Origin of the sequence: Salidesulfovibrio brasiliensis JCM 12178, assembly GCF_001311825.1 — a bacterium.
GTDB lineage: Bacteria > Desulfobacterota > Desulfovibrionia > Desulfovibrionales > Desulfovibrionaceae > Pseudodesulfovibrio > Pseudodesulfovibrio brasiliensis.
This window is the reverse complement of record NZ_BBCB01000001.1, coordinates 48,696-75,434: the sequence shown is the minus strand read 5'-3', so window position 1 is coordinate 75,434 and position 26,739 is coordinate 48,696. Positions and strand designations below refer to the sequence as shown.

At 58.2% G+C, this 26,739-nt stretch carries 23 protein-coding genes and 3 pseudogenes; 16 read left to right on the top strand and 10 right to left on the bottom strand.

Features of this window, described 5'->3' with window-relative positions; translation table 11 throughout:
* Nucleotides 1–116: 116 nt before the first annotated feature.
* On the top strand, nucleotides 117–833 hold the full coding sequence (locus JCM12178_RS00405) for a sulfite exporter TauE/SafE family protein (RefSeq protein ID WP_172677044.1): 717 nt from the start codon (nucleotides 117–119) through the stop codon (nucleotides 831–833).
* Nucleotides 834–975: 142 nt separating this feature from the next.
* On the opposite strand, the gene JCM12178_RS00400 is transcribed toward JCM12178_RS00405, so the two are convergent.
* Nucleotides 976–2,235: an NAD(P)/FAD-dependent oxidoreductase gene (locus tag JCM12178_RS00400; protein WP_054648014.1), complete on the bottom strand. Its 1,260-nt coding sequence runs from the start codon at nucleotides 2,233–2,235 to the stop codon at nucleotides 976–978.
* Nucleotides 2,236–2,493: 258 nt separating this feature from the next.
* Here JCM12178_RS00400 and JCM12178_RS00395 point away from each other — a divergent pair.
* Together JCM12178_RS00395 and JCM12178_RS00390 are read left to right on the top strand one after the other, a co-directional pair.
* A pseudogene (locus JCM12178_RS00395) lies at nucleotides 2,494–3,902 on the top strand (biotin carboxylase N-terminal domain-containing protein).
* A gap of 4 nt (nucleotides 3,903–3,906) precedes the next feature.
* Nucleotides 3,907–6,153 (top strand): carboxyl transferase domain-containing protein, encoded by a 2,247-nt coding sequence (locus JCM12178_RS00390; RefSeq protein ID WP_054648013.1) that lies wholly within the window; start codon nucleotides 3,907–3,909, stop codon nucleotides 6,151–6,153.
* A 71-nt stretch (nucleotides 6,154–6,224) separates the two neighbouring features.
* Here JCM12178_RS00390 and JCM12178_RS00385 read toward each other — a convergent pair whose 3' ends face one another.
* Together JCM12178_RS00385 and JCM12178_RS00380 are read right to left on the bottom strand one after the other, a co-directional pair.
* A complete protein-coding gene (locus JCM12178_RS00385; RefSeq protein ID WP_054648012.1) occupies nucleotides 6,225–6,656 on the bottom strand; it encodes a hypothetical protein in 432 nt (143 codons plus the stop codon).
* Between the two features lie 17 nt (nucleotides 6,657–6,673).
* On the bottom strand, nucleotides 6,674–7,879 hold the full coding sequence (locus JCM12178_RS00380; RefSeq protein ID WP_083465651.1) for a CgeB family protein: 1,206 nt from the start codon (nucleotides 7,877–7,879) through the stop codon (nucleotides 6,674–6,676).
* A gap of 100 nt (nucleotides 7,880–7,979) precedes the next feature.
* Between JCM12178_RS00380 and aroL the strand changes: the two genes are divergently transcribed.
* From aroL to JCM12178_RS00355, 5 genes are all read left to right on the top strand, one after another.
* Nucleotides 7,980–8,483, top strand: coding sequence for a shikimate kinase AroL (gene aroL / locus JCM12178_RS00375; protein WP_054648010.1), 504 nt, complete (start codon nucleotides 7,980–7,982; stop codon nucleotides 8,481–8,483).
* A gap of 70 nt (nucleotides 8,484–8,553) precedes the next feature.
* Nucleotides 8,554–9,918 carry a TrkH family potassium uptake protein gene (locus tag JCM12178_RS00370; RefSeq protein ID WP_054648009.1) on the top strand — a complete coding sequence of 455 codons (1,365 nt, stop codon included), beginning with the start codon at nucleotides 8,554–8,556 and terminating at the stop codon, nucleotides 9,916–9,918.
* 14 nt (nucleotides 9,919–9,932) lie between these two features.
* A complete protein-coding gene (locus JCM12178_RS00365) occupies nucleotides 9,933–10,592 on the top strand; it encodes a potassium channel family protein (RefSeq protein WP_054648008.1) in 660 nt (219 codons plus the stop codon).
* Nucleotides 10,593–10,601: 9 nt separating this feature from the next.
* A complete protein-coding gene (gene aroC / locus JCM12178_RS00360; protein WP_054648007.1) occupies nucleotides 10,602–11,666 on the top strand; it encodes a chorismate synthase in 1,065 nt (354 codons plus the stop codon).
* A 189-nt stretch (nucleotides 11,667–11,855) separates the two neighbouring features.
* Nucleotides 11,856–14,573 carry a VTT domain-containing protein gene (locus JCM12178_RS00355; RefSeq protein WP_172677043.1) on the top strand — a complete coding sequence of 906 codons (2,718 nt, stop codon included), beginning with the start codon at nucleotides 11,856–11,858 and terminating at the stop codon, nucleotides 14,571–14,573.
* Between the two features lie 33 nt (nucleotides 14,574–14,606).
* Here JCM12178_RS00355 and JCM12178_RS00350 read toward each other — a convergent pair whose 3' ends face one another.
* The 7 genes from JCM12178_RS00350 to trmFO all read right to left on the bottom strand — a co-directional run bounded on the left by JCM12178_RS00350 (nucleotide 14,607) and on the right by trmFO (nucleotide 20,241).
* Nucleotides 14,607–14,945, bottom strand: coding sequence for a hypothetical protein (locus JCM12178_RS00350; protein WP_083465650.1), 339 nt, complete (start codon nucleotides 14,943–14,945; stop codon nucleotides 14,607–14,609).
* A 76-nt stretch (nucleotides 14,946–15,021) separates the two neighbouring features.
* A complete protein-coding gene (locus JCM12178_RS00345) occupies nucleotides 15,022–15,534 on the bottom strand; it encodes a carboxymuconolactone decarboxylase family protein (RefSeq protein WP_054648005.1) in 513 nt (170 codons plus the stop codon).
* A 68-nt stretch (nucleotides 15,535–15,602) separates the two neighbouring features.
* Nucleotides 15,603–16,184, bottom strand: a complete 582-nt coding sequence (locus JCM12178_RS00340; protein ID WP_054648004.1) for a TetR/AcrR family transcriptional regulator — start codon at nucleotides 16,182–16,184, stop codon at nucleotides 15,603–15,605.
* A 24-nt stretch (nucleotides 16,185–16,208) separates the two neighbouring features.
* Nucleotides 16,209–16,694: an MATE family efflux transporter gene (locus JCM12178_RS20560; RefSeq protein WP_369404438.1), complete on the bottom strand. Its 486-nt coding sequence runs from the start codon at nucleotides 16,692–16,694 to the stop codon at nucleotides 16,209–16,211.
* Nucleotides 16,619–17,560, bottom strand: coding sequence for an MATE family efflux transporter (locus JCM12178_RS00335; protein WP_369404435.1), 942 nt, complete (start codon nucleotides 17,558–17,560; stop codon nucleotides 16,619–16,621). Before JCM12178_RS00335 ends, JCM12178_RS20560 begins: the two co-directional genes overlap by 76 nt.
* Before the next feature lie 92 nt (nucleotides 17,561–17,652).
* Nucleotides 17,653–18,765: a M48 family metallopeptidase gene (locus JCM12178_RS00330; protein WP_054648003.1), complete on the bottom strand. Its 1,113-nt coding sequence runs from the start codon at nucleotides 18,763–18,765 to the stop codon at nucleotides 17,653–17,655.
* Between the two features lie 75 nt (nucleotides 18,766–18,840).
* A complete protein-coding gene (gene trmFO, locus JCM12178_RS00325) occupies nucleotides 18,841–20,241 on the bottom strand; it encodes a methylenetetrahydrofolate--tRNA-(uracil(54)-C(5))-methyltransferase (FADH(2)-oxidizing) TrmFO (RefSeq protein ID WP_369404434.1) in 1,401 nt (466 codons plus the stop codon).
* Here trmFO and JCM12178_RS00320 point away from each other — a divergent pair.
* From JCM12178_RS00320 to JCM12178_RS00290, 8 genes and pseudogenes are all read left to right on the top strand, one after another.
* Nucleotides 20,233–21,039: an ABC transporter ATP-binding protein gene (locus JCM12178_RS00320; protein ID WP_369404433.1), complete on the top strand. Its 807-nt coding sequence runs from the start codon at nucleotides 20,233–20,235 to the stop codon at nucleotides 21,037–21,039. The genes trmFO and JCM12178_RS00320 overlap by 9 nt on opposite strands.
* The gene (locus tag JCM12178_RS20555) at nucleotides 20,961–21,209 is read left to right on the top strand and encodes an oligopeptide/dipeptide ABC transporter ATP-binding protein (RefSeq protein WP_369404437.1); all 249 of its coding nucleotides are present in this window, start codon (nucleotides 20,961–20,963) and stop codon (nucleotides 21,207–21,209) included. The genes JCM12178_RS00320 and JCM12178_RS20555 overlap by 79 nt, the downstream gene beginning before the upstream one ends.
* A pseudogene (locus JCM12178_RS21165) lies at nucleotides 21,206–22,158 on the top strand (ABC transporter ATP-binding protein). The gene JCM12178_RS20555 and the pseudogene JCM12178_RS21165 overlap by 4 nt, the downstream one beginning before the upstream one ends.
* 24 nt (nucleotides 22,159–22,182) lie before the next feature.
* Nucleotides 22,183–22,740: an HD domain-containing protein gene (locus tag JCM12178_RS00310; RefSeq protein WP_054648001.1), complete on the top strand. Its 558-nt coding sequence runs from the start codon at nucleotides 22,183–22,185 to the stop codon at nucleotides 22,738–22,740.
* Between the two features lie 374 nt (nucleotides 22,741–23,114).
* Nucleotides 23,115–23,573, top strand: a complete 459-nt coding sequence (locus JCM12178_RS00305) for an energy-coupling factor transporter transmembrane component T family protein (protein WP_369404431.1) — start codon at nucleotides 23,115–23,117, stop codon at nucleotides 23,571–23,573.
* Nucleotides 23,570–24,289 carry an energy-coupling factor ABC transporter ATP-binding protein gene (locus JCM12178_RS00300; RefSeq protein WP_054648000.1) on the top strand — a complete coding sequence of 240 codons (720 nt, stop codon included), beginning with the start codon at nucleotides 23,570–23,572 and terminating at the stop codon, nucleotides 24,287–24,289. The genes JCM12178_RS00305 and JCM12178_RS00300 overlap by 4 nt, the downstream gene beginning before the upstream one ends.
* Nucleotides 24,290–24,466: 177 nt before the next feature.
* Nucleotides 24,467–25,854: pseudogene (locus JCM12178_RS00295) on the top strand (MATE family efflux transporter).
* A complete protein-coding gene (locus JCM12178_RS00290) occupies nucleotides 25,838–26,719 on the top strand; it encodes a DUF2156 domain-containing protein (protein WP_054647999.1) in 882 nt (293 codons plus the stop codon). The pseudogene JCM12178_RS00295 and the gene JCM12178_RS00290 overlap by 17 nt, the downstream one beginning before the upstream one ends.
* The last annotated feature ends 20 nt before the right edge of the window (nucleotides 26,720–26,739 follow it).

Below are 26,739 nucleotides of genomic sequence, written 5' to 3'. Positions count from 1 at the left end.
TATTTCCCCGTATATCTGAAAAAAGAATTCAAGTGCAAGCACTGACTGGCATTATTGTCGTTGTCCCCGTGCTCCGCTTCTGCTAAACCCCTGATATCATGCTTGAGTATACCCTAATGTTCCTTATTATTATGTCCGCAGGCTTCGTACAGGGGCTGACCGGCTTTGGCTCCGTGCTGTTGTCGCTGCCGCTTCTCTCCCTGATGCTCGACATAAAAACGGTCATACCTCTGATCAGCCTGTTCGCACTGTGCATCAATGCAAGCGTCTGCTACTCGGTACGCCGAAGCCTTTCGGCCAAGCGACTCGCCCTCCTGCTCGTGGCAACGCTCCCCGGCCTGCCGGTGGGGGCATGGGCGCTCAAACATGTTGTCCAACACTATCTTGCCCTTTTTCTGGGCCTCACCATCATACTCTTCATCGGATACCAGTTTCTGTTCAAACCGAAGCGGATTGAATGGAGACGCCGCTGGATAGCCCTCACGGGCCTGCTCGCCGGATTCCTTGGTGGCAGCATCGGTGCCAACGGACCACCTATCATAATCTACGCCACCACCCAGCCGTGGCCCAAGGACGAGATAAAGGCCACCCTCGCAGGGTACTTCTTTCTCGCCGGGCTGGGCATCTCAACCTCCCACTATTCCTTCGGCATGATTACAGGGGAAGTGACCTCGCTGTTCCTTCGCCTTCTGCCCGCCCTCGGCATCGGAATCATCCTTGGAGTGCGCAGTTACGGCAGACTCTCAGACAGTTTTTTCCGCAGATTTGCCATGTTTCTGGTGCTTGCACTCGGTTTCATGATTACCGCAAAGGCTCTCATTAAAATCATATAATACGGTTTGTTAAAAATTATCTAGAAAATATCACGACTTCCATCGCCCCAAAAGCTGTGTATAAAGCATGAAAAAACGGGCTGCATAAGCGCAGCCCGTAATCACCAACGGCATGTGCCGTTTCAAATGTAATTCCACCATCTCAAGGGTTGTTCATCATCGCTTCAATATACTCATCCGGCCAGAGTGAAGGTGAAGGTTCACCCTCGATGAGCAACTGCATTCCATCATCGTCCAGCTTGAAGGCGTTTTTGATGAAACTGGTGTAAAAACCAGCAGCGTCAATGTCGCCGATAAGCATCACACCGACAAGGATGTCTTCCGTGAAAAGAAGCTTTCTGTAGATGAAGGCCTCTTCATCCAGATGAGTGTGGACAGAGACTCCGGGTTCTTCGACAGTTTTCCCCACAGAGACGGTCGGCAGGCCGTAATAGGTGATGGAGTTCATGGACAGGCCGCCGGAATACGGCTGGTTTGCCCCGGCCATATTCATGCCCGCATACCTGCCCTGCGTGTAGGCGTTGGGCCATATCGGTCGGACAGTGTATTCCCCGGTAAGCAGGTCCCTTGCTTCGGCAACGTCCCCCGCCGCATAGACAGTCTCCTCGCTGGTCCGCATGAAGTCATCAACGCGGATCCCCTCTCCGGTCGTGATTCCGGCCTCGGCAGCAAGCGACATGTTGGGGGCCACGCCCGCAGCAACGACGACAATGTCCGCCTCGACAAAGCCCTTATCCGTCTTCACGCCTTTGACGCCCCCGCCACCATCACGCACGATGGCCTCGGTAACAGCACCTTGAAGGAATCGCATCCCGTTTTTTTCAAGATGACGTGTTATGAGCTCGCCAGAGGTCTCGTCGAAGTAGGTGCGCATCAACCGGGAACGCACGATGACGGTGACGTCAACACCCTTTTCCGCAAACCCCTCGGCGGCTTTGAGGGCAATGAGACCGGCACCGATCACCGCGACCCTGTCGACAGTATCGATTACATCCTTGAGGGCCTCGGCATGGGCGAGCGTGGTAAAGTTGTATACACCCTCTCCCTCGATGCCGGAGATTGGCGGCTGTTTCGGGGTGCCTCCTGTGGCCAGAAGCAGTTCGTCATACGCAACAGTGTCACCATTCATAAGCGTGATGTGCTTCTCTTTCGGGTCCACGGAAACAACCCGCGAGGACAGGCGGAGCTTTACGCCGTTGTCATTGTAAAACTTCTCGTCCCTGTACGGCAGGGTATCCAGCTTGATCTTGTCTGCCAGATAGTATGAAATGAGCGGGCGGCCATAGGTAGGCACCGCCTCCTCGCTAATGAGCGTTATCCGGCCCTCGGGGTCGTGCTCGCGTATCCCTTCAACCGCTCCAATCGCGGCGACGCCATTGCCGACAATCACGTAATGCTTCACTGCAAATCTCCGCAGACATGGTACTGTGTTTCTGAAAGAAAAACCTGGAGAGAATCCTTGCTTCGATCATCTTACCCGCAAGATGCCCCTTCGTCAAAAACGCCAGCTTTTCCAAGGATTGTTTCGAAAGAGAAAAGATGAATTAAAATGCCTGTTTCAATCCACAAAAAAAGTTTGCCAGAATCAGTGATAAACGCTATCAAATCAAGCTCGTCAATACCCGATTACGGGTCCACAGAAAGCACATATATAAAGATTATGGAAAATAAAGTACTTATCGCAAACAGAGGGGAAATCGCCGTCAGAATCATGCAGGCCTGCTCCGACCTCGGTATCCCCTGCGTGGCGGTCTACACGGCGGAAGATGAGGATTCCGGGCATGTTGAACTTGCCCGTACGCTTGGCGGCGAAACGGCCGCATACAGAATCCAGAACTATAACGACGCCGGCGACATTCTCTCTGTTGCCGACAAATCCGGGGCCACGGCCATTCATCCGGGTTACGGGTTCTTCTCGGAGAACTACCGGTTTGCCCGCCGCGTGACCGAACGCGACAGGCCCATGACCTTCATAGGCCCGAGCTGGCGTGTCATCCGCGACCTCGGCGACAAGATCAATACCAAACGAATTGCCCGAAAGCTGGGTGTGCCGACCGTTCCCGGCTCGGACAGGCCCATCTATGATGAATTGGAAGCCGAGACCATCGCCCAAAGCCTGTTCGACTTTCAGGAGAAGATGGGCGTCAAGCGACCGGTCGTTCTGGTCAAGGCTTCCGCAGGCGGCGGCGGAATGGGTATCGACGAAGTCGAGGACATGGCCCGCTTCCGCCAGACCTACCGCCGAATCCGCAACTACTCGCTCCGTACGTTCAACGATGAGGCGTCCTCATTGAACAGCGCATCTTCGACTTCAACCATTTGGAAGTTCAGATCATCGCTGACCGTGACGGAAAGAATCCGGTTCACTTCGGTACCAGAAACTGCTCGGTACAGAGCCCCGGCCTGCAAAAACGCATCGAGGTCGCGCCCGGCTTCCGCTCTTCGGACATCGGCTATGCTTTTGACGCGGACAAGGTGCTCGACGATATTGTCCGCCACTCCCTGAGCATCGCCCGTGAAGTCCGCTACGACAACGTGGGCACCTGGGAGTGGATCGTAACCCCCAACGGCGACCCCTTCCTCATGGAAGTCAACACCCGCATTCAGGTGGAGAACGGTGTCTCGGCCTGCATCGCGGATGTGAACGGCAACCCGGACGTCAATCTCATCCGCGAACAGATTCGTGTGGGACTTGGCGAGCCGCTGGGCTACACGCAGGACAATGTCGGGTTCGACGGCGTGGGCATCGAGTACCGTATCATCGCCGAAGACACGGAGAACGGCTTTGCCCCGTGGGTCGGCCGCATCGAGAAATTCGACTGGAAAGACGAAAGCTGGCTGGAGATGCACACCCACGTCCCGCGCGACCGTCATTACCAGATTCCCACCGAGTACGACCCCAACCTTGCCCTCGCTATCATCTGGGGCGAAGACGTGGAACAGGCCAAGGAGCGCGGCGTGCGCTTCCTGAAAAACCTGACGCTCGATGGTGTCGATGCGTCCGGGGACCCCATGAAGACAAACATCCCCTTCCTGCTGAGGAAGACGGAAAACCTTCTGGAATTCTAGTCTTATGAATGCAGAGAAATTCCGCGAGGCGCTGCAGCAGCGCGCCAGCTACGCACGTGAAATATTCGAGGGCAAGGACCTGCCGGAACTGGACGCCCTCCTCGACAAGATAACCCGGTTCAACGAGCTCAATCCCGGTCTCTCCGAAGAGGCGGCCGTGGAGGCGCTTGAAGCGCTTCAGCGACGCATGAGCGCCTTCGAGGAGCTTCACGACGGCAGGCTGACCGCCATGGACAAGGTGCGCATCGTACGCCACCCCCAGCGAGTCAGCCTCAAGGACATCCTTGAGAACGTCTACGACAACTACAACGAGATCGGCGGTCAGGACGAGCATTCCATCGACCCCGGCATGGTCATCGCCCGCGCCTACGTCACCCGGCGCAAGGGCAAGAAAGTGATCAACCAGCCGGTCATGGTCGTGGGGCAGGAGAAGGGCCACGGCGAGGAGTTCCGCAACGGCGGCTCCATCAAACCGTGGGGGAACTACAAGGCACTCAAATACATGAAGGTCGCGGCGCGGGAAAACATTCCCGTTCACGCCTATGTGAACACGCCCGGCTCCTATCCGGTGGAAGATTTCCCCGGCGCCGCCCAGCAGATTGCCGAAAACATTTATGAAATGTGCGGCCTGTCCGTGCCGGTCGTCGCCGTGTTCTCCGAAGGCGGTTCCGGCGGCGCGGAAGCCATCGGCATGGCTGACAAGCGGTTGATGCTCTCGCACGGCTATTACTCGGTCATATCACCGGAAGGCGCGGCTGCCATTGAAGGCCGAATCAGGCCCCCGCAGCGTGCGTCCCGTGAGCTCATCGAGAAGTGCGCTATATCCCAGCGCATCACCGCTCAGGACAACCTCGCCAACGGCTATATTGATGAGATTGTCCAGGAGCCGCCGCTCGGTGCCCGGTCCGAAAGTTTCGACTTCTACCGCACCCTGCGCCAGCAGGTCATTCAGGCCACCGACGAAGTGGCCCTGAGCGTTCGCGGCATCCGTTTCCTGCGTGGATTGGCCATGCGCCTTTACCGCAAGGACCCGGACATCATCGTACGCTGGGACCTCAGCGAAGGGGCTCGCGAGCGGCTGGTTTCCCGCCGGTACAAGAAATACCGTCGCATGGCCCAGCACGCCTACAACGACGAGCGCACCGCGCTGGAAAAACTCAGCGCCGCCCGTTCAGGCCTTGTGTCCACCACCTACTCGGTTGTCCGCTACGGCATCATCAAGCCGCTTCAGGACAGCGTCGGCAGGCTCGTCAACGAAGTGACCGACGAAATCCACGTGGTCACCGGCAAACTCTCCTCCGTCAGCTCGGCCGTTCTCAAAAAGATCGGCCTCGGCAAATCGGACGAGAAGCAGGTGGAAAAGGAACTGACAGGACTTTCCGAGCCTGAAAAGAGACCTGCACCCGTTGATAACGGTCACAAGTACATCAGCTCTCAGGCTGCCATCGACAGGGAGATCACCTGCCCGCACGCTGCCAAGCGCGGATGCCTCGACATCTGGGCCCGCGACCTCTTCACCGACTACGCCGGAGTCTGCCCCCACTGCGGATACCACTTCCCCATGGAATACCAGTGGTATCTGGCCAACGTGTTCGACGACAACTCCATCGTGGAGTTCAACCAGAACATCGCCTCCGGCAACCCCACCGACTTCCCAAACTTCGAAGCCCGCATTGAAGCGGCCAAGGAAAAGACCGGGCAGCAGAGCTCCTGTGTTACCTTCCACGCCAGCCTGGAAGGCATTCGCCTCACCTGCGGCATGCTCACGGCCCCCTTCCGGGGCGGTTCGGTTGGCGCAGCCGAAGGGGAAAAGCTGATTCGGGCCCTTGAACTGGCCCAGAAAAAGCACCAGCCGTTCCTCGCCTATATCCACGGCACCGCCGGAATCAGGATTCAGGAAGGCGTGAACGGGCTGATCCAGATGCCCCGCGTGACCATGGCAGTTCGAAACTACATCGATGCCGGGGGCCTCTACATCGTCCTTTACGATACCAACTCCTACGCCGGTCCTGTGGCGAGCTTCCTCGGCTGCTCCCCTTATCAGTACGCCATTCGCTCGTCCCGGCTGGGCTTTGCCGGACCCGGCGTCATCAAGGAAACCACCGGACTGGACATCCCGCCGGATTACCACAACTGCTTCAAAGGCCTCTCCCGCGGCCACATTCAGGGCATTTGGGACCGAAGGGACGCCCGGAAAAACCTGCATCAGGCCTTCCTCACCATCGGTGGCCGGAACCTGTACTACCGATAGACGACAACTCATAAAGACAAAGGGCGGCATCGAAAACGATGCCGCCCTTTTTTGTCGATAACAATCAGCAATCACATGAAATACTTCTGCACAAGCGCCCAAAGCACATAGCAGATTGCAGCAACGGAAAGAACCCCGGCGGCGACCATCAGAACATACAACACGGCCCCCAGAGGATCGACGCGCCGTGGCCATTTGCCGACACTCCTGCCTTTCTCGCCGAGCGAGTCGTCCGGAGCACGAAACAGCACCCAGTCGTCGCCGCGCGACTCGACCATGATCGCCCCGTCACGCAACTTCGCGCAGAGAGCCTCCAGTCTGGCCTTGGAGGCAGACGTTCCTTTGGCCTGCTTTCGATGAAGAAATCCGGAAAGAACGATAACGAACTCAGGCCTGATGTCGTATCGACTGCCAAGCTCGCCGGACAGGGAAGACAGCATCTGGTTGTGGGCCATGACAGTCTGCACGGTCTCCTTTTTCATGGCATACAGCCTTCCGGCCATGGCTCCTCCGAAGTTTTTTAGGAATACAGCCGCGAGAGAATGTCACCCATGCGCTGCAGGCGATGCTGGTAGGTATGCTCCGCAAGCGTCCTGCGCATGGCTTTTTCGATCATTTCCCGCCGCTCTTTCGGGTTGCGCTGCCAGCGCCGGATAGCCTCGGCGATCTCGTCGTGAGACTCGTATACGGCAACCTCGTCGCCTATGTCATAATAACGCGAAAGCTGCGGCACGTTGTCGGTGAGCACAAAACCACCAACTGCCGGGACATCGAAAATACGTTGATTGGGAACACCCGCTCCGGTGCCGGTTATGTTCAGGTTGACCGTGCAGCTTCGATAAAACGTGGGCAAATGCTCATAATAGGAGAGCGCTTCGATGAACCGTGCGCCACTGGCAGAGCCAACGATTTCGGGCCAGTCCCGGCCCACAAGTGTCGGCCGGAGCGGCAGCATGGATTGCACGCAACGCTCCCGATGCCGTCTGGTCGCTTCCGCGCGAACCAGCTGGGCAAACCATACCCGCCTGTCATGGCCGATGAGCCCTATATCCATGGAAAGGTCTGGCCGCTTGTGCGTAATGAACCCGACCGGATCGCTGGCCTTTTCTTCAAGGTACGCCCCGGCAAGCTCTTCCCATGCGTCCAGCAGCGCCTTCGGGAACTGACCGTACTCCAGCCTTTCCTGCACAAACGCCTGCTTGCTGTCGCCCACGAAAGACACATCGCATTCCAGCCGGTCATCGAATCCGACATTCTCGTTGAATACACTCGTATCCGTACCGAGCGGCAGAGGAAAGACGTTGGCGTATCCGTTCGTCTTGAGCGGTTTGACGCAGTCCCTGTCATAGGAAAACACCGTGAGCCAGGGATTTTGGGCTTCGTCGAAAAAAGGCAGCGTTAACAACGGGTCATCCACGAACCACGTAGCCAATGGCAGCGCAATGCGTTTGCAAAGACGCAACAGGCCCCCGGCGCGGTCCACACCGAAATGATTAACGGTCAGAATGAAGTCGGGTCGAAAACGATCAACCGCAGCGAGTAAGGCTGGGAGAAATTTGTCGGGATCGTCATACTCATCAAGCAACGGGAAGCATTGCAGCTCCCAACCAAGAGCCTTGGCCGTGTTCTGGATTTCCCTGTTGAGAAAGTATCCGGTCTCGAAAAAGAGAACGCGTCGATCAGAGCCGCGAAACCGCACACGACGCAATTTTTCTAGCTTGGGCATAGGGTTATATATCTACAAAGGATTATGTCGGCAAGCGGGAAGCGTCCACCCTGACATCTGCACCGTTGCCATGCCCCTATGGATGCTGTAGCGTCGATCCATGCGGAATATCTACCTCATCGGCCCAAGAGCCTGCGGCAAAACCACCATCGGCAAACAGTTGGCCCAAGCGCTGAAAAGACGATTTGTCGACACGGACGCACTGTTTTTTCAAAAGCATGGAGAAATAGCGCCCTTTGTGGAGAGCAACGGCTGGGAAGCCTTTCGAGACCGGGAACGCGCTGTTCTGGAAGATGTGAGCAATGCGGAAGACCTGGTTGTCGGCTGCGGCGGCGGCATCGTGCTGCGGCCGGAAAACCGCGAGATTCTCAAGAAAGGCTTCACTGTATATCTAAAAACCCTGCCGGAAGACTTGGCCGAGCGACTGGCGTGCGACCCCAACGAGTCGCAACGCCCCTCGCTTACCGGCAAAGGGCTGGCCGATGAAGTGCGCGACGTACTGGCCGAGCGTGAACCGCTCTACTCCGAGTGCGCCACGGCGGTCATCAGCGCCTCCACGCCCGAGGCAACACTTGCCCTGATCCTCACCGCTCTGGAAGGCTGACCAACTTACGACGAAGAGTCGTGAAAACGACAGGTTGCCCTTCGCGCATCACGGGCGTATACACTCAACCATGCGGACCAAGCTGTTCAGTCCTTTCTGGCTTCCCATCTATTTCTTTGCCGCAGGCATTGCCGTAGGCACGGTTCTCCTGCATCTGGACGCCGCCCATCCGGGAAAGACGCTCTCGTGGGTGGACAGCCTTTTCACCGCCACCTCAGCCATCTGCGTCACCGGCCTCATCGTGGTGGATACAGGTTCCTTTTTCTCGCCCTTTGGCCAGGGGATAATACTGCTCCTCATACAGCTCGGCGGCCTCGGCATCATGACGTACACGAGTCTCGTGCTCTACCTGCTGGGCCAGCGCATCTCCCTCACCGACCGCATGGCCGTTGGCTACAGCCTGTTGCATGACCCTACCTTCAGCCTGCGCGACTTCCTGTTCCGAGTAGTCATCGGCACATTCCTGATAGAAGCGGTCGGGGCCGTGGCCCTCTGGTCGCTGGACCCTGAAGGCTTTGCCCCGGGGTCGGCCGTTTTCCATTCGGTCAGCGCATTCTGCAACGCAGGATTCAGCCTGCAGCCCGACAGTCTCGTACGCTGGAAAACCGACTGGGCGGTCAACGGCGTCTTCATGCTGCTCATCGTGCTCGGCGGCCTCGGTTTCGCCGTGCTCAACGAATTGGCGAATTATTCATCCCTCCGTCTTCGCGGAAAACCGAAGCCGTTTCCCGGTCCCTATCTGTTCAGCTGGCATACCTCGGTAGTACTGAAAACCACCGGATTCCTCATTGTCGCAGGGGGCGCCCTCATACTGATCGCAGAGCTTGCGGGGGGCGACACTTCCCTTCCGTGGCATGAAAAGCTGCTCACGTCGCTGTTTACCTCGATCACATGCCGCACCGCCGGATTCAACACCGTCGAGATCGGGGGGCTTACCAATGTCTCGCTGGTGCTGATGCTGGTGCTGATGCTTATTGGCGGCTCCCCCGGCTCCTGTGCCGGCGGGCTGAAAACCACGACGTTCAGGGCCATATGGGGATTCATTGTTTCGCAATTTCACGGCTCCACACAGACGCGTGTTGGCCGTTTCGCGCTCGACCCGCAGTCCATGAACCGAGTCTTCACGCTCATCATTTTCGCCATGTTCATCGTAGGCGGCTCGGTGCTGCTGCTGGAGATTTTCGAAGGCGGCGACGTCCCGCACGAACAGCTCCGCGGACATTTTCTTGATACGCTCTTCGAGGTTGTTTCGGCCTTTGCCACCGTTGGGTTGAGCACCGGAATAACAGACAAACTCACCAATTTCGGCAAGACGACCATCGTACTACTCATGTTTGTTGGCCGCCTTGGTCCGATCTGGCTTCTTTCCGCACTGCAAAGCTGGCAGCAGGAGCCGCACTACCGGCTGCCGGAGGATTCCCTCCCGCTTGGCTGACAAGGAGTACCACCATGGCTGGAAAAATAGATATCGGCATCATCGGTCTCGGCAAATTCGGCGGTTCGCTTGCGAGCGCACTGCACGACCTCGGCCAGGACCTCATCGGCATCGACCGCAATGAACGAAACGTCCGGGATTTCCGCAACGAGATTCCGCAGGTCTATCAGGCGGACGGCACAGACATCACAGCACTGGAGCAACTCGGCTTCAACGAGCTGGACCACGTCATTGTCTCCATCGGCGGCTCCATGGAAGCGAGCATCCTTGTTGTGCTGAACCTGCAGGAACTCGGCGTGGGCAAGATTTGGGTCAAGGCCGTCAGCCCGCAGCACGAAAAAGTCCTGCAACGGCTCGGTGTCGACTTTGTCGTGTTTCCGGAAAAATTCGTGGCAAAGCAGGTGGCGCACCGGTTGCTTGTCCCCGGAATCATGGACTATCTTGGACTTGGTGAGGACGTTATCACTCGTGAAGTGGCGGTAGAGGTGTGGAAGGGAAAGACCCTCAGCGACCTTGATCTTACCAATCGACATCAGGTGCAGGTTATTGCTATCAAATATGTCGGGGACGAGGAATTCAGCTTTGTTCCTGATCCTCACAAACCCCTGAACGAGGGTGACACCATCGTCCTTCTCGGCAAGGCGGAAAACGTCCTTAAGCTTCGTAACAATTAGGGAGAAACCATGAGCGGCAACACTTTCGGAAAAACCCTGAAGCTGACGACTTACGGCGAATCGCACGGCCCCGGTCTGGGCGGCATCGTGGACGGATGTCCCGCCGGAATTCCCATGAGCGAAGCAATCATCCAGCAGGAGCTGGACCGCCGCAAACCGGGACAGGGGCTTGCCTCCACCGCCCGCAAGGAGTCCGACACCGTCCGGCTCATGTCCGGCGTATTCGAAGGTGTAACCACAGGCACACCCATCGGCTTTCTCATCGAAAACGAAGACCAGCGCTCGCGGGACTACTCCAAGGTCAAGGACGTATTCCGGCCCGGCCACGCAGACTTCACCTACCACGTCAAATACGGCGGCATCCGTGACTATCGGGGCGGCGGCCGCTCGTCGGGGCGTGAAACCGTAGCCAGAGTCGCGGGCGGTGCCATCGCCCAGGAATTCCTCAGAAACGAAGGAATCGCGGTATACGCGTATACCACGGAACTCGGCGGCATCGCTGCCGAGGTCGATGATGTCGAAAACGCCCAACTCATGCCCTTCTTCTCGCCGGACGAGGATGCGATCCCCAAATGGGAGGAACGCATCAAACAGGTGAAGGGCGAAGGAGACACGCTGGGCGGCGTGGTCGAAGTGCGGGTGGTCGGCCTGCCCGCGGGCATTGGCGAACCAGTCTTTGACAAGCTCGACGCCTGTCTGGCCCATGCGCTCATGAGCGTCGGCGCGGTCAAGGCCGTGGAGATCGGCTCCGGGTGTGACGCTGCCCGTTCGCTCGGCAGCCAGAACAACGACTACATGACCACCACCGGCTTCTCCTCCAACAACGCCGGTGGGATTCTCGGCGGTATCTCCAGCGGTCAGGATATCGTGGCCCGGGCCTTCGTTAAACCCATTCCCTCCATCGCTCAGGAACAACACTGCATGGATGTGGAAGGGCATCGCGTATGCATGCGAATCGGCGGACGCCATGACATCTGCGCCATCCCGCGCATCAACCCGGTGCTGAAGGCCATGACCGCCTTTACGATCGCGGACCTCATGCTTCAGGATCGACGGCTCGGCAGCAGGGAATAACGCCCGCCAAACACAACGGCTTGAAATTCTGGACTGTTTCCACCAAGAGGCAATCTGTGATATGTTCACGGCATCATGTTCAATTCACAGAATGAAAAATCAGTCAATACAGAAGATTACAGTTCAAACACCGTTGCACGAGCCAACCGCGCTGCGTTCCTTGTCGACGCGGAAAACTATTTTCGCGCAGTGGCGGAAGCGATCCGCGAGGCCCGTCATTCCGTCCTGATAGTCGGCTGGGACATCGACAGCCGCCTGCGTCTTGTCCGCGACGGTTCGGACGACGCCACCCTATCGGAACGATTAAACGCGCTCATCGACGAACGGCCCGACGTACACGTTCATATTCTTATATGGGACTACCCCATGGCCTACAGCATGGACCGCGAGCCGCTCCAGCTGATCAGCTTTGCCAGAAAGACGAGACAAAACGTCCATTTCCACCTCGACTCCGAACTGCCAATCGGCTCATCGCATCATCAGAAAATCGTGGTGGTGGACAATGCCGTGGCCTTTTGCGGCGGCATGGATCTCTCCTCGGGCCGCTGGGATACCATGGATCACCTGCCCAAGGATGAACGGCGCAAGACACCTGCAGGCGAACCCTATACGCCATACCACGACGTCCAGATGGTTGTTGACGGCGAAGCGGCCGCCGCGCTTGGCGACATTGCCAGAAAACGCTGGCTCTGGGCCAAGGGCGAATGCCTGAAGGCACCCGACACGGTTGACCACGACCCGTGGCCCGCCTCGGTCAAACCGGCCATGAACGATCAGGATTTCTCCGTACTGCTTACCCTGCCGTCCTATAAGGAGCGCGAGGAGGTGCGGGACATGGAGCGCATGTACCGGCAGGAGATCGAACGTGCCGAAAAAACCATCTACATCGAAAACCAGTATTTCACCTCCGAGCCGATTCAGGAGGCGCTCTCAGACCAGCTTGAACGTGAGGACGGGCCGGAAGTGGTCATCGTCCTGCCGCACACGCCAACAGGCCTTGTGGAGCGACTGGTCATGGAACCGCTTCAGTCAAAGACGCTTGACAGGCTTCACGAAGCCGATGCGCATGGCAGACTTGGCATTTATTGTCCATTTTCGGATGAAGACAATACCATCCCGGTCAAGGTTCACGCCAAAGTCATGGTCATTGACGACGAATTCGTCACCATCGGCTCGGCCAACCTCAACAACCGCTCCATGGGGCTCGACACGGAATGCAACCTTGCCCTTCGAAATCCGGATGTTTCTGACGCCATCAGACTGTTCAGGCGCACACTCATGGCGCACCATCTCGGCATATCCGTCGATGAGTTGGAACAGACGGAAACGTCGGGCATGTCCATGCTCCGTACGCTTGAGCATTTCCGAAACAAAACCAATCGGATGCTTCCTGAAAGCGTCACCAGAAACGGTCCGCCCCTGCCCGTTGATCCGGAAATGGCACAACCCCTCGATCCAAAACGTCCCGGCGCGCTGGATACGCTGATGGACGAACTCACCGGTAACGACGATTCCAAGAGAAGTTATTCGGGGTTCATCAAACTCGGGCTGGTGCTGGCCGGTTTCATTGCCATGGCCCTTGCGTGGCGGTACACGCCCCTTTCCCAGTATGCGGATACGGCCGCGCTTCTTGAATGGACAAGCAAAGTCAGAGCACTGCCGTTTTCCCCGGTTTTCGCTGTTATCGGATTCATTGTCGGTGGATTCGTCATGTTCCCGGTAACCATCATGATCATCCTCACGGCGGGCATTTTCGACCCTGTCCCTGCCCTGCTGACCTCACTTGCGGGGTGTATGCTCTCGGCACTGATAATCTACGGTGCAGGCACCGTTCTGGGGCGCGAGTCCGTCAAAAAAGTCACTGGGACACGAATCAACACTATCAGCAGACAGCTCGGCAAGTACGGCCTGACCTCGGTGGTCATCGTGCGCGTCCTGCCGGTTGCGCCGTTCACCATCATCAACCTTGTTGCCGGAGCCTCACATATCAGCCTACGGAACTTCGTACTCGGCACCCTGCTCGGCATGGGACCGGGCATTCTGGGCATGACGCTCTTTGGCGGGCAACTCATCAACGCACTGCGCGACCCCGGCCCCGTCACCATAGGCGTACTCATCCTCATCACCCTCCTTGTGGGCGGCTTGGGAATGCTCCTCAAAAACGCCTGCGCGGCATCAATGGCGGCGAGACTGCCGATGACGACACATAGCCCTGAGAGTTGCTGTCTGGCTTCCTACAATGTTCATGGCTGGGTCGGAACGGATGGGCGAACGGACACGAAACGCACCATGGACGTAATCCACAGTTTGAAGGCCGACGTCATCGCCCTGCAGGAAGTCGTCTTTACCGACGAGTCCGACCGCCCCTGCCCTTTTTCCGAATTGGCACAGAGCATGGGCTACACGGTAACCCTCGGACCAACCATGCTTCGGGACGACACACGCTACGGAAACGCCCTACTCAGCAGACTTGAATCGAAGACCGTCCGGCGACATTCTCTTGATTGCTTTGGCAGGGAACCTCGCGGCGCGATTGAAGCGGATTTTTCCTTTGGAGAACAAACCGTCAAGGTCATCGCCACGCACCTCGGGCTTAGACGACGTGAACGCCGCTGCCAGATTCGGATGCTTCACGACATCGTTGTTGACAGCAGTGCGGACGCGACTGTGCTCATGGGCGATCTGAATGAATGGCTACCGTGGGGGCACCTGCCCGCACTTTTGCGAAAGGCCTTCGGACCAACTGGCACCCTGCGGACTTTCCCTTCAAGATGGCCGATTTTCGCGCTGGACAGGATAGTCGCAACACCGGCCGGAAGGATACAATCAATAGAAGCCGTACGAACGGACGGCGTGCGGGTCGCCTCGGACCATCTGCCGCTTAGAGCTGTGCTGTCGCTGAAATGAAAAAGGCCGGGGCAGAACGTCCCGGCCTTTGTTTTACTTTTTGATCGGCTTCAGCCTGACGGCCGTGCCGTAACAGGAGTAGTATTTGTCTCCCTCGGGATGAAAGGAAACGTTTTCCCGGTAGGCGATTATCGCGTCCGCGTTGACGTCCACGGCCTGTGCGATAAGTCCGTAGAATGCGTTGTCGAAGATGTAGCTTCGACAGACGATCAGCCCGAAAGCCCCGGCAATCTCCCGGCCGGGCATGTCGTCGGTGGTGACGATCTTGACCTTGCCGCCGAGATAGAGATTCTTGGCCAGCTCCAACCGCTGATCGTTCTTGGACTCTTCCTTTCGGGGAGTCTTCTTCGGGGCTCCGAATATCAATGCCATGGTGAATCCTTGGATTTGAATCAGTTACGGTTGCTGATTCATAGCCCATCCGGCCCCGTTTCATCAAGCCCCGCCGCTACTTCGAAAACGCATTCATCATCAGACCAGCCCCGGCCATGAAGGTGCCTTGTGAACAGGCATCGTAGATATTGGCATCCGTCCACCCGAGCGAACGAAGCGTCTCGACTTCCTCCTCCGATACATCACGCCCTTCAACGACCTTTTTTACAAAGGCAATGAGACGGTTCTCGCGCTCTTCAAACGGTCCGTTGTCAGGATCGCTGCTCAACGTTTCAAGCTCATCATCGCCGAGCCCGGCAGCGGCCAGTAGCTTGGCGTTGAACTCCACACATGCGTCTGCTTTGAAATGGCAGGCAGCCATGTAGCGGATGGCGGCCGGGATGGCGAAATCAAACCCGGCCTCGCGACTGAAGTAGTCAATCAAAGCCATCTGACACTTGAACATGCCGGGGCTTGCGCTCATGAGCTGCAAGGGCGCGGGGATACCGAAAGCCTCGGGAAATTGCGAGTAGGCATCAGCAATGGCTCCTTCCGCGTTGTCCACAGGGACGTAACTTATCTTGAACATTGAAGCCTCCTTTGTAGTAGACCAGTCGTCTAGGTTGTGTGTAAAAAATATATGGGCCAGATTCATGACTATACGGACAGCAGCGTGTCAAAGACGAATGTGTCAAAGAGTTCAAGGGGACGGGAAGATTTCTCGACCTTCATCCGAACCAGTGCGCCCTGCCAAGAGTTGACCATAAAATCGGCCATGGCGGAGGGATCAACCGTGACCGGGATATCCCCGCGATCCTTGGCCTGCGAGAGTACACCGGCAGCAGGGCCTGCCATGTCCCGAAACACTGAAGCAAGCGACTTTTCGAACTCCGGGTTCAGGTCGCCCATTTCCTGCGAAAGGTTGCCGATGGGACAGCCAAGGGTGTAGCCGCCCTCTTCCAGCCGCTGTCTTAGACGTGCAAACATGGCCTTGAGACGCTCCAGAGGAGGGATGGAATCATCCGAGAGAAGCAATTCCATAGCCCGGACAAACTGAGCACGGTGATACTCCACCAACTCCAAACCGAACGCTTCTTTGCTAGAGAAATAGAAATAGAACGAACCCTTGGGAACATCCGCAGCCTTGAGAATCTCGGATATTCCCGTGTTGTTGAAGCCTTTGCGGTGAACAAGTTCAGCCCCGGCTTCAAGAATTCGTTGCTTTGTTTTCTTTCCCATATCAAACCCTCTAGACCGATCGGTCTAGTCTGTCAACCCTTCCGTATCACGCCATAAAGGAGCATGACCGATGCCGGGCCAGATGCGCGCGATGCCAAATCCGGCGCGTACGCTTGTCCAGAGCGTTGCTGCCAGCCATATCCACACAAGCACCGGCTGTGGCATGAGCCACTCCACGGCAAGTACGGCGGCACTGCCGCAAAACACGGCCGCGACCATTGCATTTCGCAGGTAACGAAAGTCCCCTGCTCCCCAATGAATGCCGTCGGTGGCAAAGGCAAGAGAGCTGACGGGCTGCATGAACGCAGCGGTGAGCCAGCCGGGATGGAAAGCCGCCATCGCACCGGCCGGAACCAGCAGCCATGCCACCGCATCCCTGAAAACAATCATGAACAGGCAAAGGGCAGTGCCCGTGGCGAGGCTCCAATAGCAAGTCAGCCGGGCAACCGATCTCGCCGAATCTGTGTCTGCCCTGCCCATGAAGTATCCCACAAGGGATTGTGCGGTGATGGCGAACGCATCCAGAAAGAGCGCGGCGAAAATGAAAAACTGCCGAATGGCTGATACGCCGCACCCTCTTCCGCTCCCGCGGCATTGGCCGCCCGGGTGCAAAGAGAGAGAAAAACAAGCACCGCGCCTGTGCGGATGAACAGATCCCCGCCGATGCGAAGCAGCCGGAAGCAGTCCGAAAACCGAACATCCCTGCCGAGCCCTATTTTGGCCCGCGTGACCAAGACAGCCCACATTGCGCCGATCCACTGACTAATGGAGCTTGCCAGCCCGGCGCCGCCCACACCCATCTCGGGGAACGGCCCTACGCCGAAAACCAGCAGCCAGTCGAGCAGAACGTTCAGGCCATTGATCCCAACAGCCACATACAGAGCCGTCTTCATGTCCTGAACGCCGCGCAGGGCACCGAAACAGGCCACGGTGACCAGTACAGCCGGCGCGCCGAGCAATCGATACTCCATGTATTCGGATGCCTTCTCAAGTACCACGCCCTGCCCGCCCAGTAGCGAACTGATGGTGTCCAGAACCGGCGTGGCCCCGGCAAAGAGCACCACTCCGACGGCAAATGCCATCAGGCAGGCAAGCGAAGCTATACGCGCTGCGCGGGGATGGTTGTCCTCGCCGACCGAGTTGGCGATTTCTGTCTGCGTGCCGATACCGAGAAAAGAGAAGGCCCAGAACACGGCTGAGAAGGCCATGGCCCCGATGCCGAGCGCGGCCAGCGCCTCCGGTCCCAGACGGGCCACGAATGCAGTATCGGCCAGCCCGGTCAGCGGTTCGGCAACAAGAGAGAACAGTACCGGAAAGGCAAGGCCGAGCAACGTGCGGTGCGGGGTGCGATGGAATGGATGCGAATCGTACGACATGAAAACTCCAGACAAAAAAGGACTGCTTCGTACCTACGCCCGCAGCCGCCAGGTCGCAATAAGAAAAGCCCCGCCGGAGCGGGGCTTTTGAATTACTCGGTTTCCTCAAGCATTCCCAGTCGCTCTTGAGCGTCCTCAGTGAGGTTGGGCAGGATATCCTCACCATTTTCCTTCTTGGTGCAGATTTCCTTGTAGATGGTGTTGAGGTAGACATACCGCTCTGCGGTCGTCGGGTGTGTTGTCTCATGCGAAATGGCGTAAGGCTGATCGGAACCCATCTCCCGCCAGACATTGGCTGCTTCCGAAACATCATAACCCGCCAAATATGCGGTATACATTCCGAAATAGTCAGCTTCCTTTTCCTTGTCGAGCGAGTAACTCATATTCACACCGTTTGCAGCAGCGCGCCCGATGCTCGACTGGACGCCGGTCAAGCCGGTAAGAAGCACGTCAAAGAAAAGCCCGACCGTATAGGTGCTTTTGCTCTGTTCGATATGCCCTGAAAGGTTGTGGCCCAGTTCATGCCCAACGATGACCGCAAGCTGCTCCTGCTCATGTTCCAGCTCGTCAAGCAGCCCGGTGAGCAAAATGATGGCCTCGCCATTGGCAAAGGCATTGAACATGTCGTTTTTCTGAACTAAAATCGGGTACGCACAGACTTTCCACGGCGTCACGGTAATATCGCGCGTGGCGTTGTCGTCGCTTACTGTGTAGGTAATGGTTCCGTCTTCTTCCGCCTCATCAAGCAAATCCGTGATGTCGTCTTCCCAGTCCCAGCCGGAGGTCACGACGTCATGCCCTTCGATCTTTTTGATGACCATGCCCTCGCGGAATCCTGCCGCTTCAGCGGGAGACCCTTCGTGAACATTCTTGATGAACATGCCCTCTTTGACGGTCGTGGGCAGCCCACAGTGACGCTCATACGGGACTCGCCAATCGTCATCGATCTTGTCGGCGTAGTGAAAATCCATGCCCTGATAATACATCCAGTTATTGGAGCACATGGGCATGGCCGAGTGCAGTACACGGTATCCGACCCCGTAGGCCTGATCGTGAAACGCCTCATCCTTTTTCAGGGCAAGGACTTTCTGAGTAATGCGCTCCTCTTCAACGAGCGCGGAGTCCACATCGGGATTGACCGTGGTGTTACGGTGACAGGCCGAGAGAAGGACAACAAGGACAAGGAGTACCGACAGTTTTCGCATGAATAACAAACCTCCGATTTTCAATCGGCCATTTGCTATACGAGAATCCGGTAAAAGACAAGTGTGCGATAATAATCAGCCTATGATACCCATCCACTCCTCAAACGCCGCCTGTGCCCGTTCCGCGTACTTTTCCTTGCGGAATTTCTTGGGAATGCGCTTCTTGAGCCCCGGCATCAGACCAAAGTTGATGTTGGAAGGCTGGAAGCGTTTGACAGGCTCGGTCTGCAGATGCCCCATGAGCGCGCCCAAAGCGGTCTCACGCGGCGGATGCGTAAGCTCCCGGTCTGCGAATCTGGCACCTAGCAGCATGCCCAGCCAGAGACCGCAGGCTGCGGATTCGAGGTACCCCTCGACGCCTGTGATCTGACCTGCCAGATACACGCCGGGACGGGCCTTGAGTTCCAGTTCGTCAGTGAGCACCTCGGGGGCGTTGACGTACGTGTTGCGATGAATGGAGCCGAGACGGAGGAATTCGGCATTCTCAAGCCCCGGGATCATGCGGAAGATGCGCTTCTGCTCGGGATACTTGAGCTTTGTCTGAAAGCCCACAAGGTTGAACGCGGTCTTGTCGCGGTTTTCCGCCCTGAGCTGGATGACCGCGAAGGGCTTCTCCTCGCTGTGCGGATTGGTCAGGCCCACGGGTTTGAGCGGACCAAAGGCCAGCGTCATTTCGCCGCGTCGGGCCATTTCCTCCACGGGCAGGCAGCCCTCGAAGTGGATGGCCTTCTCGAACTCGTGCGGCTGGACCTTTTCGCCATCAAGCAACGCCTGAACAAAGGCCTTGTACTCTTCCTCGTTCATGGGACAGTTCAGGTAGTCATCGTCCTCGGGACGCCAACGCGACCCCCAGAACGCCTTGGAAAAGTCAATGGAGTCGCGGGAAACAATGGGCGCGATGGCGTCGTAGAAGTAGAGCCCCTTGCCGCCGATCGCCTCGACAAGGCTGTCTGCCAGCGACTGGCTGGCCAGCGGCCCGGCCGTGACGCAGACCGCGTCAAAACCCGCAAGGCGCTCGTCGTCGAGCGACACGATCTCGTCGCGGACGAGCTCGATGTTCGCATGGGACTCGATGCGCTCGGTGATGTATGCGGAAAACAGGGCGCGGTCCACGGCAAGAGCCTTGCCTGCGGGAACGCTCGTCTCGTCCGCCGCCTGCATGACGAGACTGCCGAGCTCGCGCATCTCCGCATGCAGCAGGCCGATGCCGGTGCCCGGCTCACTGGAGCGGAACGAGTTGGAGCAAATCAGCTCCGCGAGGCCGTCCTGCTCATGGGCCTCGGAGTATTTTTTCGGCTTCATCTCGAAAAGCGTGACGGAAACACCTGCTTCCGCCAGACGCCACGCGCATTCCGAACCGGCCAGACCACCGCCGACCACTGCGACCTTCTTCACGCCAAACTCCCGCGTATCGTTGTTAACCGAATGGATTTGCTGTATACCTGCCGGAAATCCGGAGTACTGTTCATGGCGCAACCCATCCTTGAAATTCGTGACCTCACAACCAGCTTCGCCAGCGCGAAAGGTGTGGCCAAGGCGGTGGATACCGTCAGCCTGTCCGTAATGCAAGGCGAAACACTCGCCATCGTGGGCGAATCCGGTTGCGGCAAGTCCGTGCTGGCACTCTCGGTGATGGGACTCGTGCCAGACCCGCCCGGCAGGATCACGGACGGAACCATTCATTTCAAGGGCCGCGAAGTCACCGCCATGACCGACGACGAGCTGCGCGAAATGCGCGGCAACCATGTCTCCATGGTCTTTCAGGAGCCCATGACCGCCCTCAACCCCGTATTCAAGGTCGGGGAGCAGATCGCCGAGGCCGTGCGGCTGCACATGGGCCTCTCGAGGGAAGAGGCCGACGCACGGGCCGTGGAAACGCTCCGGCTGACCGGCGTTCCGCATCCGGAGCGCGTGGCGAAAGCCTTTCCGCATGAACTTTCCGGTGGCCTGCGCCAGCGCGTGGTAATCGCCATCGCCCTTGCCTGCGAGCCCGAACTGCTGCTGGCTGACGAACCGACCACCGCCCTCGATGTGACCATACAGGCGCAGGTGCTGCAGCTCATGGCGGACCTCAAGGCCAAGATGAGCGGTTCACTGGTGCTGATTACCCATGACCTCGGCGTAGTCGCCTCCATGGCAGATCGCGTGGCGGTCATGTATGCGGGAATAATCGTGGAACAGGCAGAGGCACGCGCCTGTTCGAGAAACCGCTTCACCCTTACACTGCCGGACTGCTCGAATCCGTCCCCAAACTCGGAGACAGAACGCCCGTGAAGTCGCTCCCCGGGACGGTCCCGTCCATCTTCAACAGACCGAACGGCTGCCGGTTCCATCCGCGCTGTCCGCACAGGATGGACATTTGCGAGAAAGAGGAGCCCGGCACGTTCCAACAAAACGGTCGCAGCGTCTGCTGCTGGCTCCATGAACGCGGAGGCGCAGCATGACCAGACTGTTGGAAATGACAGAACTGACCAAGACCTACCGCATCAAGGGCGGCCTGCTCGGGCTTGAAGCATCCCGGCTCACGGCCGTGGATCACGTAACGCTGTTCATGAACGAAGGCGAGACCCTTGGGCTGGTGGGCGAGTCAGGGTGTGGAAAGTCCACGCTCGGCAGACTCATCACCGGACTGGAAAAACCTGATTCCGGCACCATAACGTACCGCGACCGCCCCATAGCCGACTGGAATGACAAAGAGTTCCGTCGAATGGTGCAGATCGTCTTTCAGGACCCGTATTCCTCGCTCAATCCGCGCCAGACCATCGGCTCTGCCGTGCGCGAGCCGCTGGACATTCATGGCCTTGGTTCCCGTGCGGAACGAAACGCGAGATGCTTCGTCTGCTGGAGCAGGTCGGCCTTGATGGGGAGACCGCCTCACGGTATCCGCACGAATTTTCCGGAGGGCAGCGACAGCGCATCGCCATTGCCCGCGCCCTCGCCCTGCGGCCCGAGCTGATTGTCTGCGACGAGCCCGTGTCGGCACTCGACGTCTGCGTGCAGGCGCAGGTTCTCTCACTGCTGCGCGAATTGCAGACCGATTTCGGACTGACCTACCTGTTCATCTCCCATGATCTCTCGGTGATCAGCAATCTCTGCGACAGGGTCGCGGTCATGTACCTCGGCCGAATCGTGGAGGTGGCCGATTCGCAATCCCTTTTTGCAGGGGCGCTGCACCCATACACACAGGCTCTCATCGCGGCCATTCCGATTCCCGACCCGGCTGTAAAAAAACAGGCCGTGGCCCTCAAGGGCGATCCCCCGAATCCGGCTGCGCCGCCCTCCGGCTGTCCATTCCATCCCCGGTGCCCGGAGGCCTTTGCCAAGTGCTCGTCCGAACGCCCTGAACTGCGGGAAATCCGCAATGGAATGTACGCCGCGTGCTGGCTCTATTAGTTAAACCAAAACTTTAGGAAACCGATGCTTACCAGAGACAACGCTTACGAATTACTGAAGAAACACAACAACGAAGACAACCTCATCAACCACGCCCTTGAATCAGAAGCCGTAATGCGCGCACTCGCCGCCAAACTCGGCAAGGACGAGGAACTATGGGGGATCACCGGGTTGCTGCATGACCTTGATTATGCCTCGACCAAAGACAACGGCGAGCGCCACGGGCTGGATACCGTGGACATGCTCGGCGATGCGCTGCCTGAAGAAGCGCGGAACGCCATCCGCCGCCACGCCTGTGAGATGAACGGCGCGGAAGGACCGGAGACCGAGTTCGATTACGCCCTGCGCTGTGGCGAGACAGTTACAGGCCTCATTCATGCGGCCGCACTGGTCAGGCCCACCAGGATGGACGGCATGAAGCCCAAGAGCCTCAAGAAAAAGATGAAGGACAAGGCGTTCGCTGCCAGCGTCAACCGCGACTGCATCAGGGAATGCGACAAAATCGGCATGGAACTTGGCGAATTCCTGCAACTTTCCATTGCCGCCATTGACGGTGTGGCTCCCGAGGTCGGCCTTGCCTGAGCTTGCGGGTGAAGGGTCGGTGTGTTACCTCAACTAGGCACGTAACACACCACCCCGGAGCCGTTTTTGCCATCCAAAACAGAGCCGTTCGCCCACGGCCAATCCCTCATACACGCCCTTGATCCACGCTTTCGGCTTGTCGCAGCGGTGGTACTCACCGTTCCTGCGGCGGTCTGCCAGAGCTTCGAGGCGGCGGGTGTTGTATTGACGCTCGGGCTGCTGCTTGTCATGGCCGCCCGCCTAGCTCCGGGGAAGCTCTTCAAGCGACTTCTCGCGGTCAATGTGTTTACGGTCTTCCTCTGGCCCTTTCTGCCGTTCACCACGCCCGGCGAGCCTTTTTTCACCTTCATGGGGCTTACGGGAACGTATCAGGCGTGCGTCTGGCCGCGATCATCACGATCAAGACAAACGCCATCGTGTTGGCCCTCACCTCCCTCATGGGCACCATCCCCGTGCGCGACCTCGGTCCGGCCATGCAGGCGCTCAAAGTGCCGGACAAGCTCTGCCACATGCTGGTCTTCACCCATCGCTACGCCGTGCTCATCCGTCAGGAACTGACCCACATGCTTCAGGCCGCCCGTGCCCGTGGATTCAGGCCACGCACCACCCTGCACACCTACCGCACGTATGCATGGGTCGCGGGTATGCTCCTGGTCAGAAGCTGGGACCGCGCAGAACGGGTGCGCGACGCCATGCTCTGCCGGGGTTTTTCCGGCCGTTTCCACACACTGGCCGAGTTCAGGCGCTCCGGCATCGATACAGCTTTCCTGCTTTGCAGTATCGCGGCTGCAATCTTTATCATCTATCTGGAAGTCATCTGGAGGCTCACATGAGCAACCACCTCATCGAGTTGAGAGACATTCACTACTCATGGCCCGGCGGCGGGAAGGCGCTGAAAGGATTGGACCTCTCCCTTCACGAGGGTGAACGCCTCGGCCTCATGGGGCCCAACGGCGCGGGCAAGACCACCCTGCTGCACGTCCTCATGGGCCTCATCCGGCCGGAACGAGGTAGCGTCAGCCTGTTCGGTCACACACTCTCAAGCGACAAAGAGTTTGAAAAAGCCCGCCTTCAAATCGGTTTCATGTTCCAGAACGCCGACGACCAGCTCTTCTGCCCTTCGGTGCTTGATGACGTAGCTTTCGGACCGCTCAATCAGGGCCTCTCCAAGGCCGAGGCCCGCCAAGTGGCGATCGATACGCTGGAATCGCTCGGCCTGAGCGGTTTCGAGGACCGCGTTCCATACCGGCTTTCCGGCGGGGAAAAACGGCTGGTGGCGCTGGCCACGGTGCTTGCCATGCGCCCGAAGCTGCTGGTGCTGGACGAGCCGACCACGGGCCTGTCTCCCGAGGCGCGCGACAAGCTGGTCAAGACGCTCGACGGGCTGGACATCCCGAGAATCATTGTCTCGCACGAAGCGGATTTCCTCTCGGCCACCACGGACACCATCCGGGGCATGAAAGACGGTCGCCTGCTTGACGCTGAGCTTGTTCCGCACACGCATACGCACGTGCACGAGGAAGGCGACGTCCCGCACCGTCACGACTGATCGCCCGCAACGGCGCAGCATTAGCGAACAGCTCGACGACATAGCAGCCGCTCCGACACGACGGCATCACGATTTATCTCCCTTTCGGCCCTTGGCTTTTGCCGCAAAATGCCTATGTTTGTCGGACGCCGTTTCATCGAGGAGAACCAGTTGAACAATTCCGACCTTTCAGAACGCATGTCGCGTTCCCCGTACCGCACCATCTGGGGCCTTGCGTGGCCTCAGGTGCTGATGATGATCTTTCATTTCTTCATCGGAATGGCGGACGTATGGGTTGCGGGCAAAATAAACCGTGAAGTGCAGGCCTCGCTCGGCATCATCACCCAGTCGCTCTTCTTTCTGCTGGTCGTTGCCATCGCTGTTGCAAACGGCGCGGTAGCCGCCATCAGCCAGTCCGAAGGTGCCGGGCTGCACAAGCGCGTCAAACGCTACGTAAGCCTCGTTGTGGCCTGCGCCGTGGCCCTGAGCGGTGCATTCCTGCTCATCGGCTTTCCCTGCCGCGAACTCCTGCAGGACGCGCTTCAGGTTCCCGGCGAGATGCGCTACGTCACCAGCTATTTCCTGAACGTCTACCTGCTTATCCTGCCCTCGTACTACCTGCTCATCTCCACCAACGCGATCTTCCGCGCCCGCAAGCAGGTCAAGATACCGCTCTATTCCATGATGATCGTCACCACGGTGAACGCATTTCTGGACGTAGGCCTCGGCCTCGGCATGTGGGGCATGCCGAACCTTGGCTACAAGGGCCTTGCATGGGCGACCTTCGGCTCGGTCACGGCCGGGGCCATGTCGAACCTGTTCGTCCTCATCAAGCAGGGCGCGCTCGATCCGTCCAGTTTCCCGCCGCTCAAGTGGATCCGCGTGGCCATCGCCTACCTCGCCAAGGTTGCGTGGCCTTCCGGCCTCATGCAGATCGTCTGGCACTCGGGATATCTGGTTCTGTACGCCATCACCGCAAGTCTCACCGTTGGCGCGGTGGACGCCCTTGCGGGCATGTCCATCGGCCTGCGCATCGAGTCCCTGCTTTTCCTGCCTGCCTTTGCCCTGAACATGACCGCGAGCATCCTCATCGGCCATTATCTCGGCGCGCGGGACCGAAAACCGCCAAGGCGTTCGGGTACAAGATTCTCGGCATCGGCGTGGTGACGATCAGTATCGCCACGTTCGCCATATGGCCGCTGGTGGAGCCGTGGGTGGACCTGCTCACGCAGGAAGGCCCGGTCGCCGCACAGGCGGTCAGCTATCTCAAGTGGAACATTCTGGCCATCCCCTTCACGCTCATCAGCATGATCATGGCCGGCTGCATGAACGGCGCCGGGGCCACCATGTACAACATGATAATCATGGGGTCGGCCACGTGGTTCATCCGCCTGCCGCTGGCATGGCTGCTCGGACATGAAATCTTGCAGGACGCCGAAGGCATCTGGATTGCCATGCTCTGTTCGCAGGTCATCCAGTCCGCCCTGCTCCTCTATACCTATCACTTCCGCGACTGGCAGAAATTCGCCATGATCAAGGAACGCAAAACCGTGACGAAAGGAAACTTCAATGGCGCTCGAATTTGAACCGATCTCGCTCGCCCGTCAGGACGAATATCACACCGCTCTCTTCAGCTGCCCGGACAGGGCCAGCTCAGACTACGCCTTTGCCAACATATGGGGCTGGGCCGAACATTACGGCATGGAATGGGCTTTTCACCATAATCTTGTCTTCCTGCGCCAGACCAAGCCGGAAGTCGTCTGCTGGGCCCCGGTTGGGCCGTGGAACGACTACGACTGGAAAGGATGCAAGGCCATGGTCGAGGCCGGAAAGTTCACCCGCGTCCCCGAATATCTGGCCAACCTCTGGAAAGAACAGTACGGCGAACGCATTGAGCTGACGGAGAATCGCGGTCACTTCGACTACGTGTACTCCGTGGAAGATCTCACCAACCTCAAGGGCAACAAGTTCCACAAGAAAAAGAACCTGTTGAACCAGTTCGTGAAAAAGTACGAATCCGACTACCACCACCTTGAGCCGGAGTGCGTTGAGGAAGTGCTGGCCATGCAGGCCGACTGGATTGCGTGGTACGAAGAAAACAACCCTTCCGAAGCGCTGGTGGCGGAAAACAAGGCCATTCAGCGGGTGCTGCACGATTTTGACCGCATCGGCGGACTTCTGGGCGGTGCCATCCGCATCGACGGCCGCGTAGTGGCATACACCGTGGCCGAAGCCCTCGATGACGAGACCGTGGTCATCCACTTTGAAAAAGGAAACATCCACTTCAAGGGCGTCTATCAGGCCATCAACCAGATGTTCCTGAAGCACGGCGCACAGGACTTCAAGTACGTGAACCGCGAGCAGGACCTTGGCGACGAGGGGCTTCGCAAGGCCAAACTCTCCTACAACCCGGCCTTCCTGCTCAAGAAGTACGAAGCATCACTGACCTAGCCAGTCGGGGCTGCCGAACC

Bases quoted from the DNA above. Each gene is read 5' to 3' on its own strand.
- JCM12178_RS00385 (WP_054648012.1), bottom strand. From the start codon at position 6,656: ATGGCCGGAAGGCTGTATGCCATGAAAAAGGAGACCGTGCAGACTGTC.
- JCM12178_RS00370 (WP_054648009.1), top strand. From the start codon at position 8,554: ATGCGGACCAAGCTGTTCAGTCCTTTCTGGCTTCCCATCTATTTCTTT.
- JCM12178_RS00365 (WP_054648008.1), top strand. From the start codon at position 9,933: ATGGCTGGAAAAATAGATATCGGCATCATCGGTCTCGGCAAATTCGGC.
- JCM12178_RS00320 (WP_369404433.1), top strand. From the start codon at position 20,233: ATGGCGCAACCCATCCTTGAAATTCGTGACCTCACAACCAGCTTCGCC.
- JCM12178_RS00335 (WP_369404435.1), bottom strand. From the start codon at position 17,560: ATGTCGTACGATTCGCATCCATTCCATCGCACCCCGCACCGCACGTTG.
- JCM12178_RS00340 (WP_054648004.1), bottom strand. From the start codon at position 16,184: ATGGGAAAGAAAACAAAGCAACGAATTCTTGAAGCCGGGGCTGAACTT.
- JCM12178_RS00390 (WP_054648013.1), top strand. From the start codon at position 3,907: ATGAATGCAGAGAAATTCCGCGAGGCGCTGCAGCAGCGCGCCAGCTAC.
- JCM12178_RS00310 (WP_054648001.1), top strand. From the start codon at position 22,183: ATGCTTACCAGAGACAACGCTTACGAATTACTGAAGAAACACAACAAC.
- aroL (WP_054648010.1), top strand. From the start codon at position 7,980: ATGCGGAATATCTACCTCATCGGCCCAAGAGCCTGCGGCAAAACCACC.
- JCM12178_RS00345 (WP_054648005.1), bottom strand. From the start codon at position 15,534: ATGTTCAAGATAAGTTACGTCCCTGTGGACAACGCGGAAGGAGCCATT.
- JCM12178_RS00300 (WP_054648000.1), top strand. From the start codon at position 23,570: ATGAGCAACCACCTCATCGAGTTGAGAGACATTCACTACTCATGGCCC.
- JCM12178_RS00330 (WP_054648003.1), bottom strand. From the start codon at position 18,765: ATGCGAAAACTGTCGGTACTCCTTGTCCTTGTTGTCCTTCTCTCGGCC.
- JCM12178_RS00380 (WP_083465651.1), bottom strand. From the start codon at position 7,879: ATGCCCAAGCTAGAAAAATTGCGTCGTGTGCGGTTTCGCGGCTCTGAT.
- aroC (WP_054648007.1), top strand. From the start codon at position 10,602: ATGAGCGGCAACACTTTCGGAAAAACCCTGAAGCTGACGACTTACGGC.
- JCM12178_RS00350 (WP_083465650.1), bottom strand. From the start codon at position 14,945: ATGGCATTGATATTCGGAGCCCCGAAGAAGACTCCCCGAAAGGAAGAG.
- JCM12178_RS00405 (WP_172677044.1), top strand. From the start codon at position 117: ATGTTCCTTATTATTATGTCCGCAGGCTTCGTACAGGGGCTGACCGGC.
- JCM12178_RS00290 (WP_054647999.1), top strand. From the start codon at position 25,838: ATGGCGCTCGAATTTGAACCGATCTCGCTCGCCCGTCAGGACGAATAT.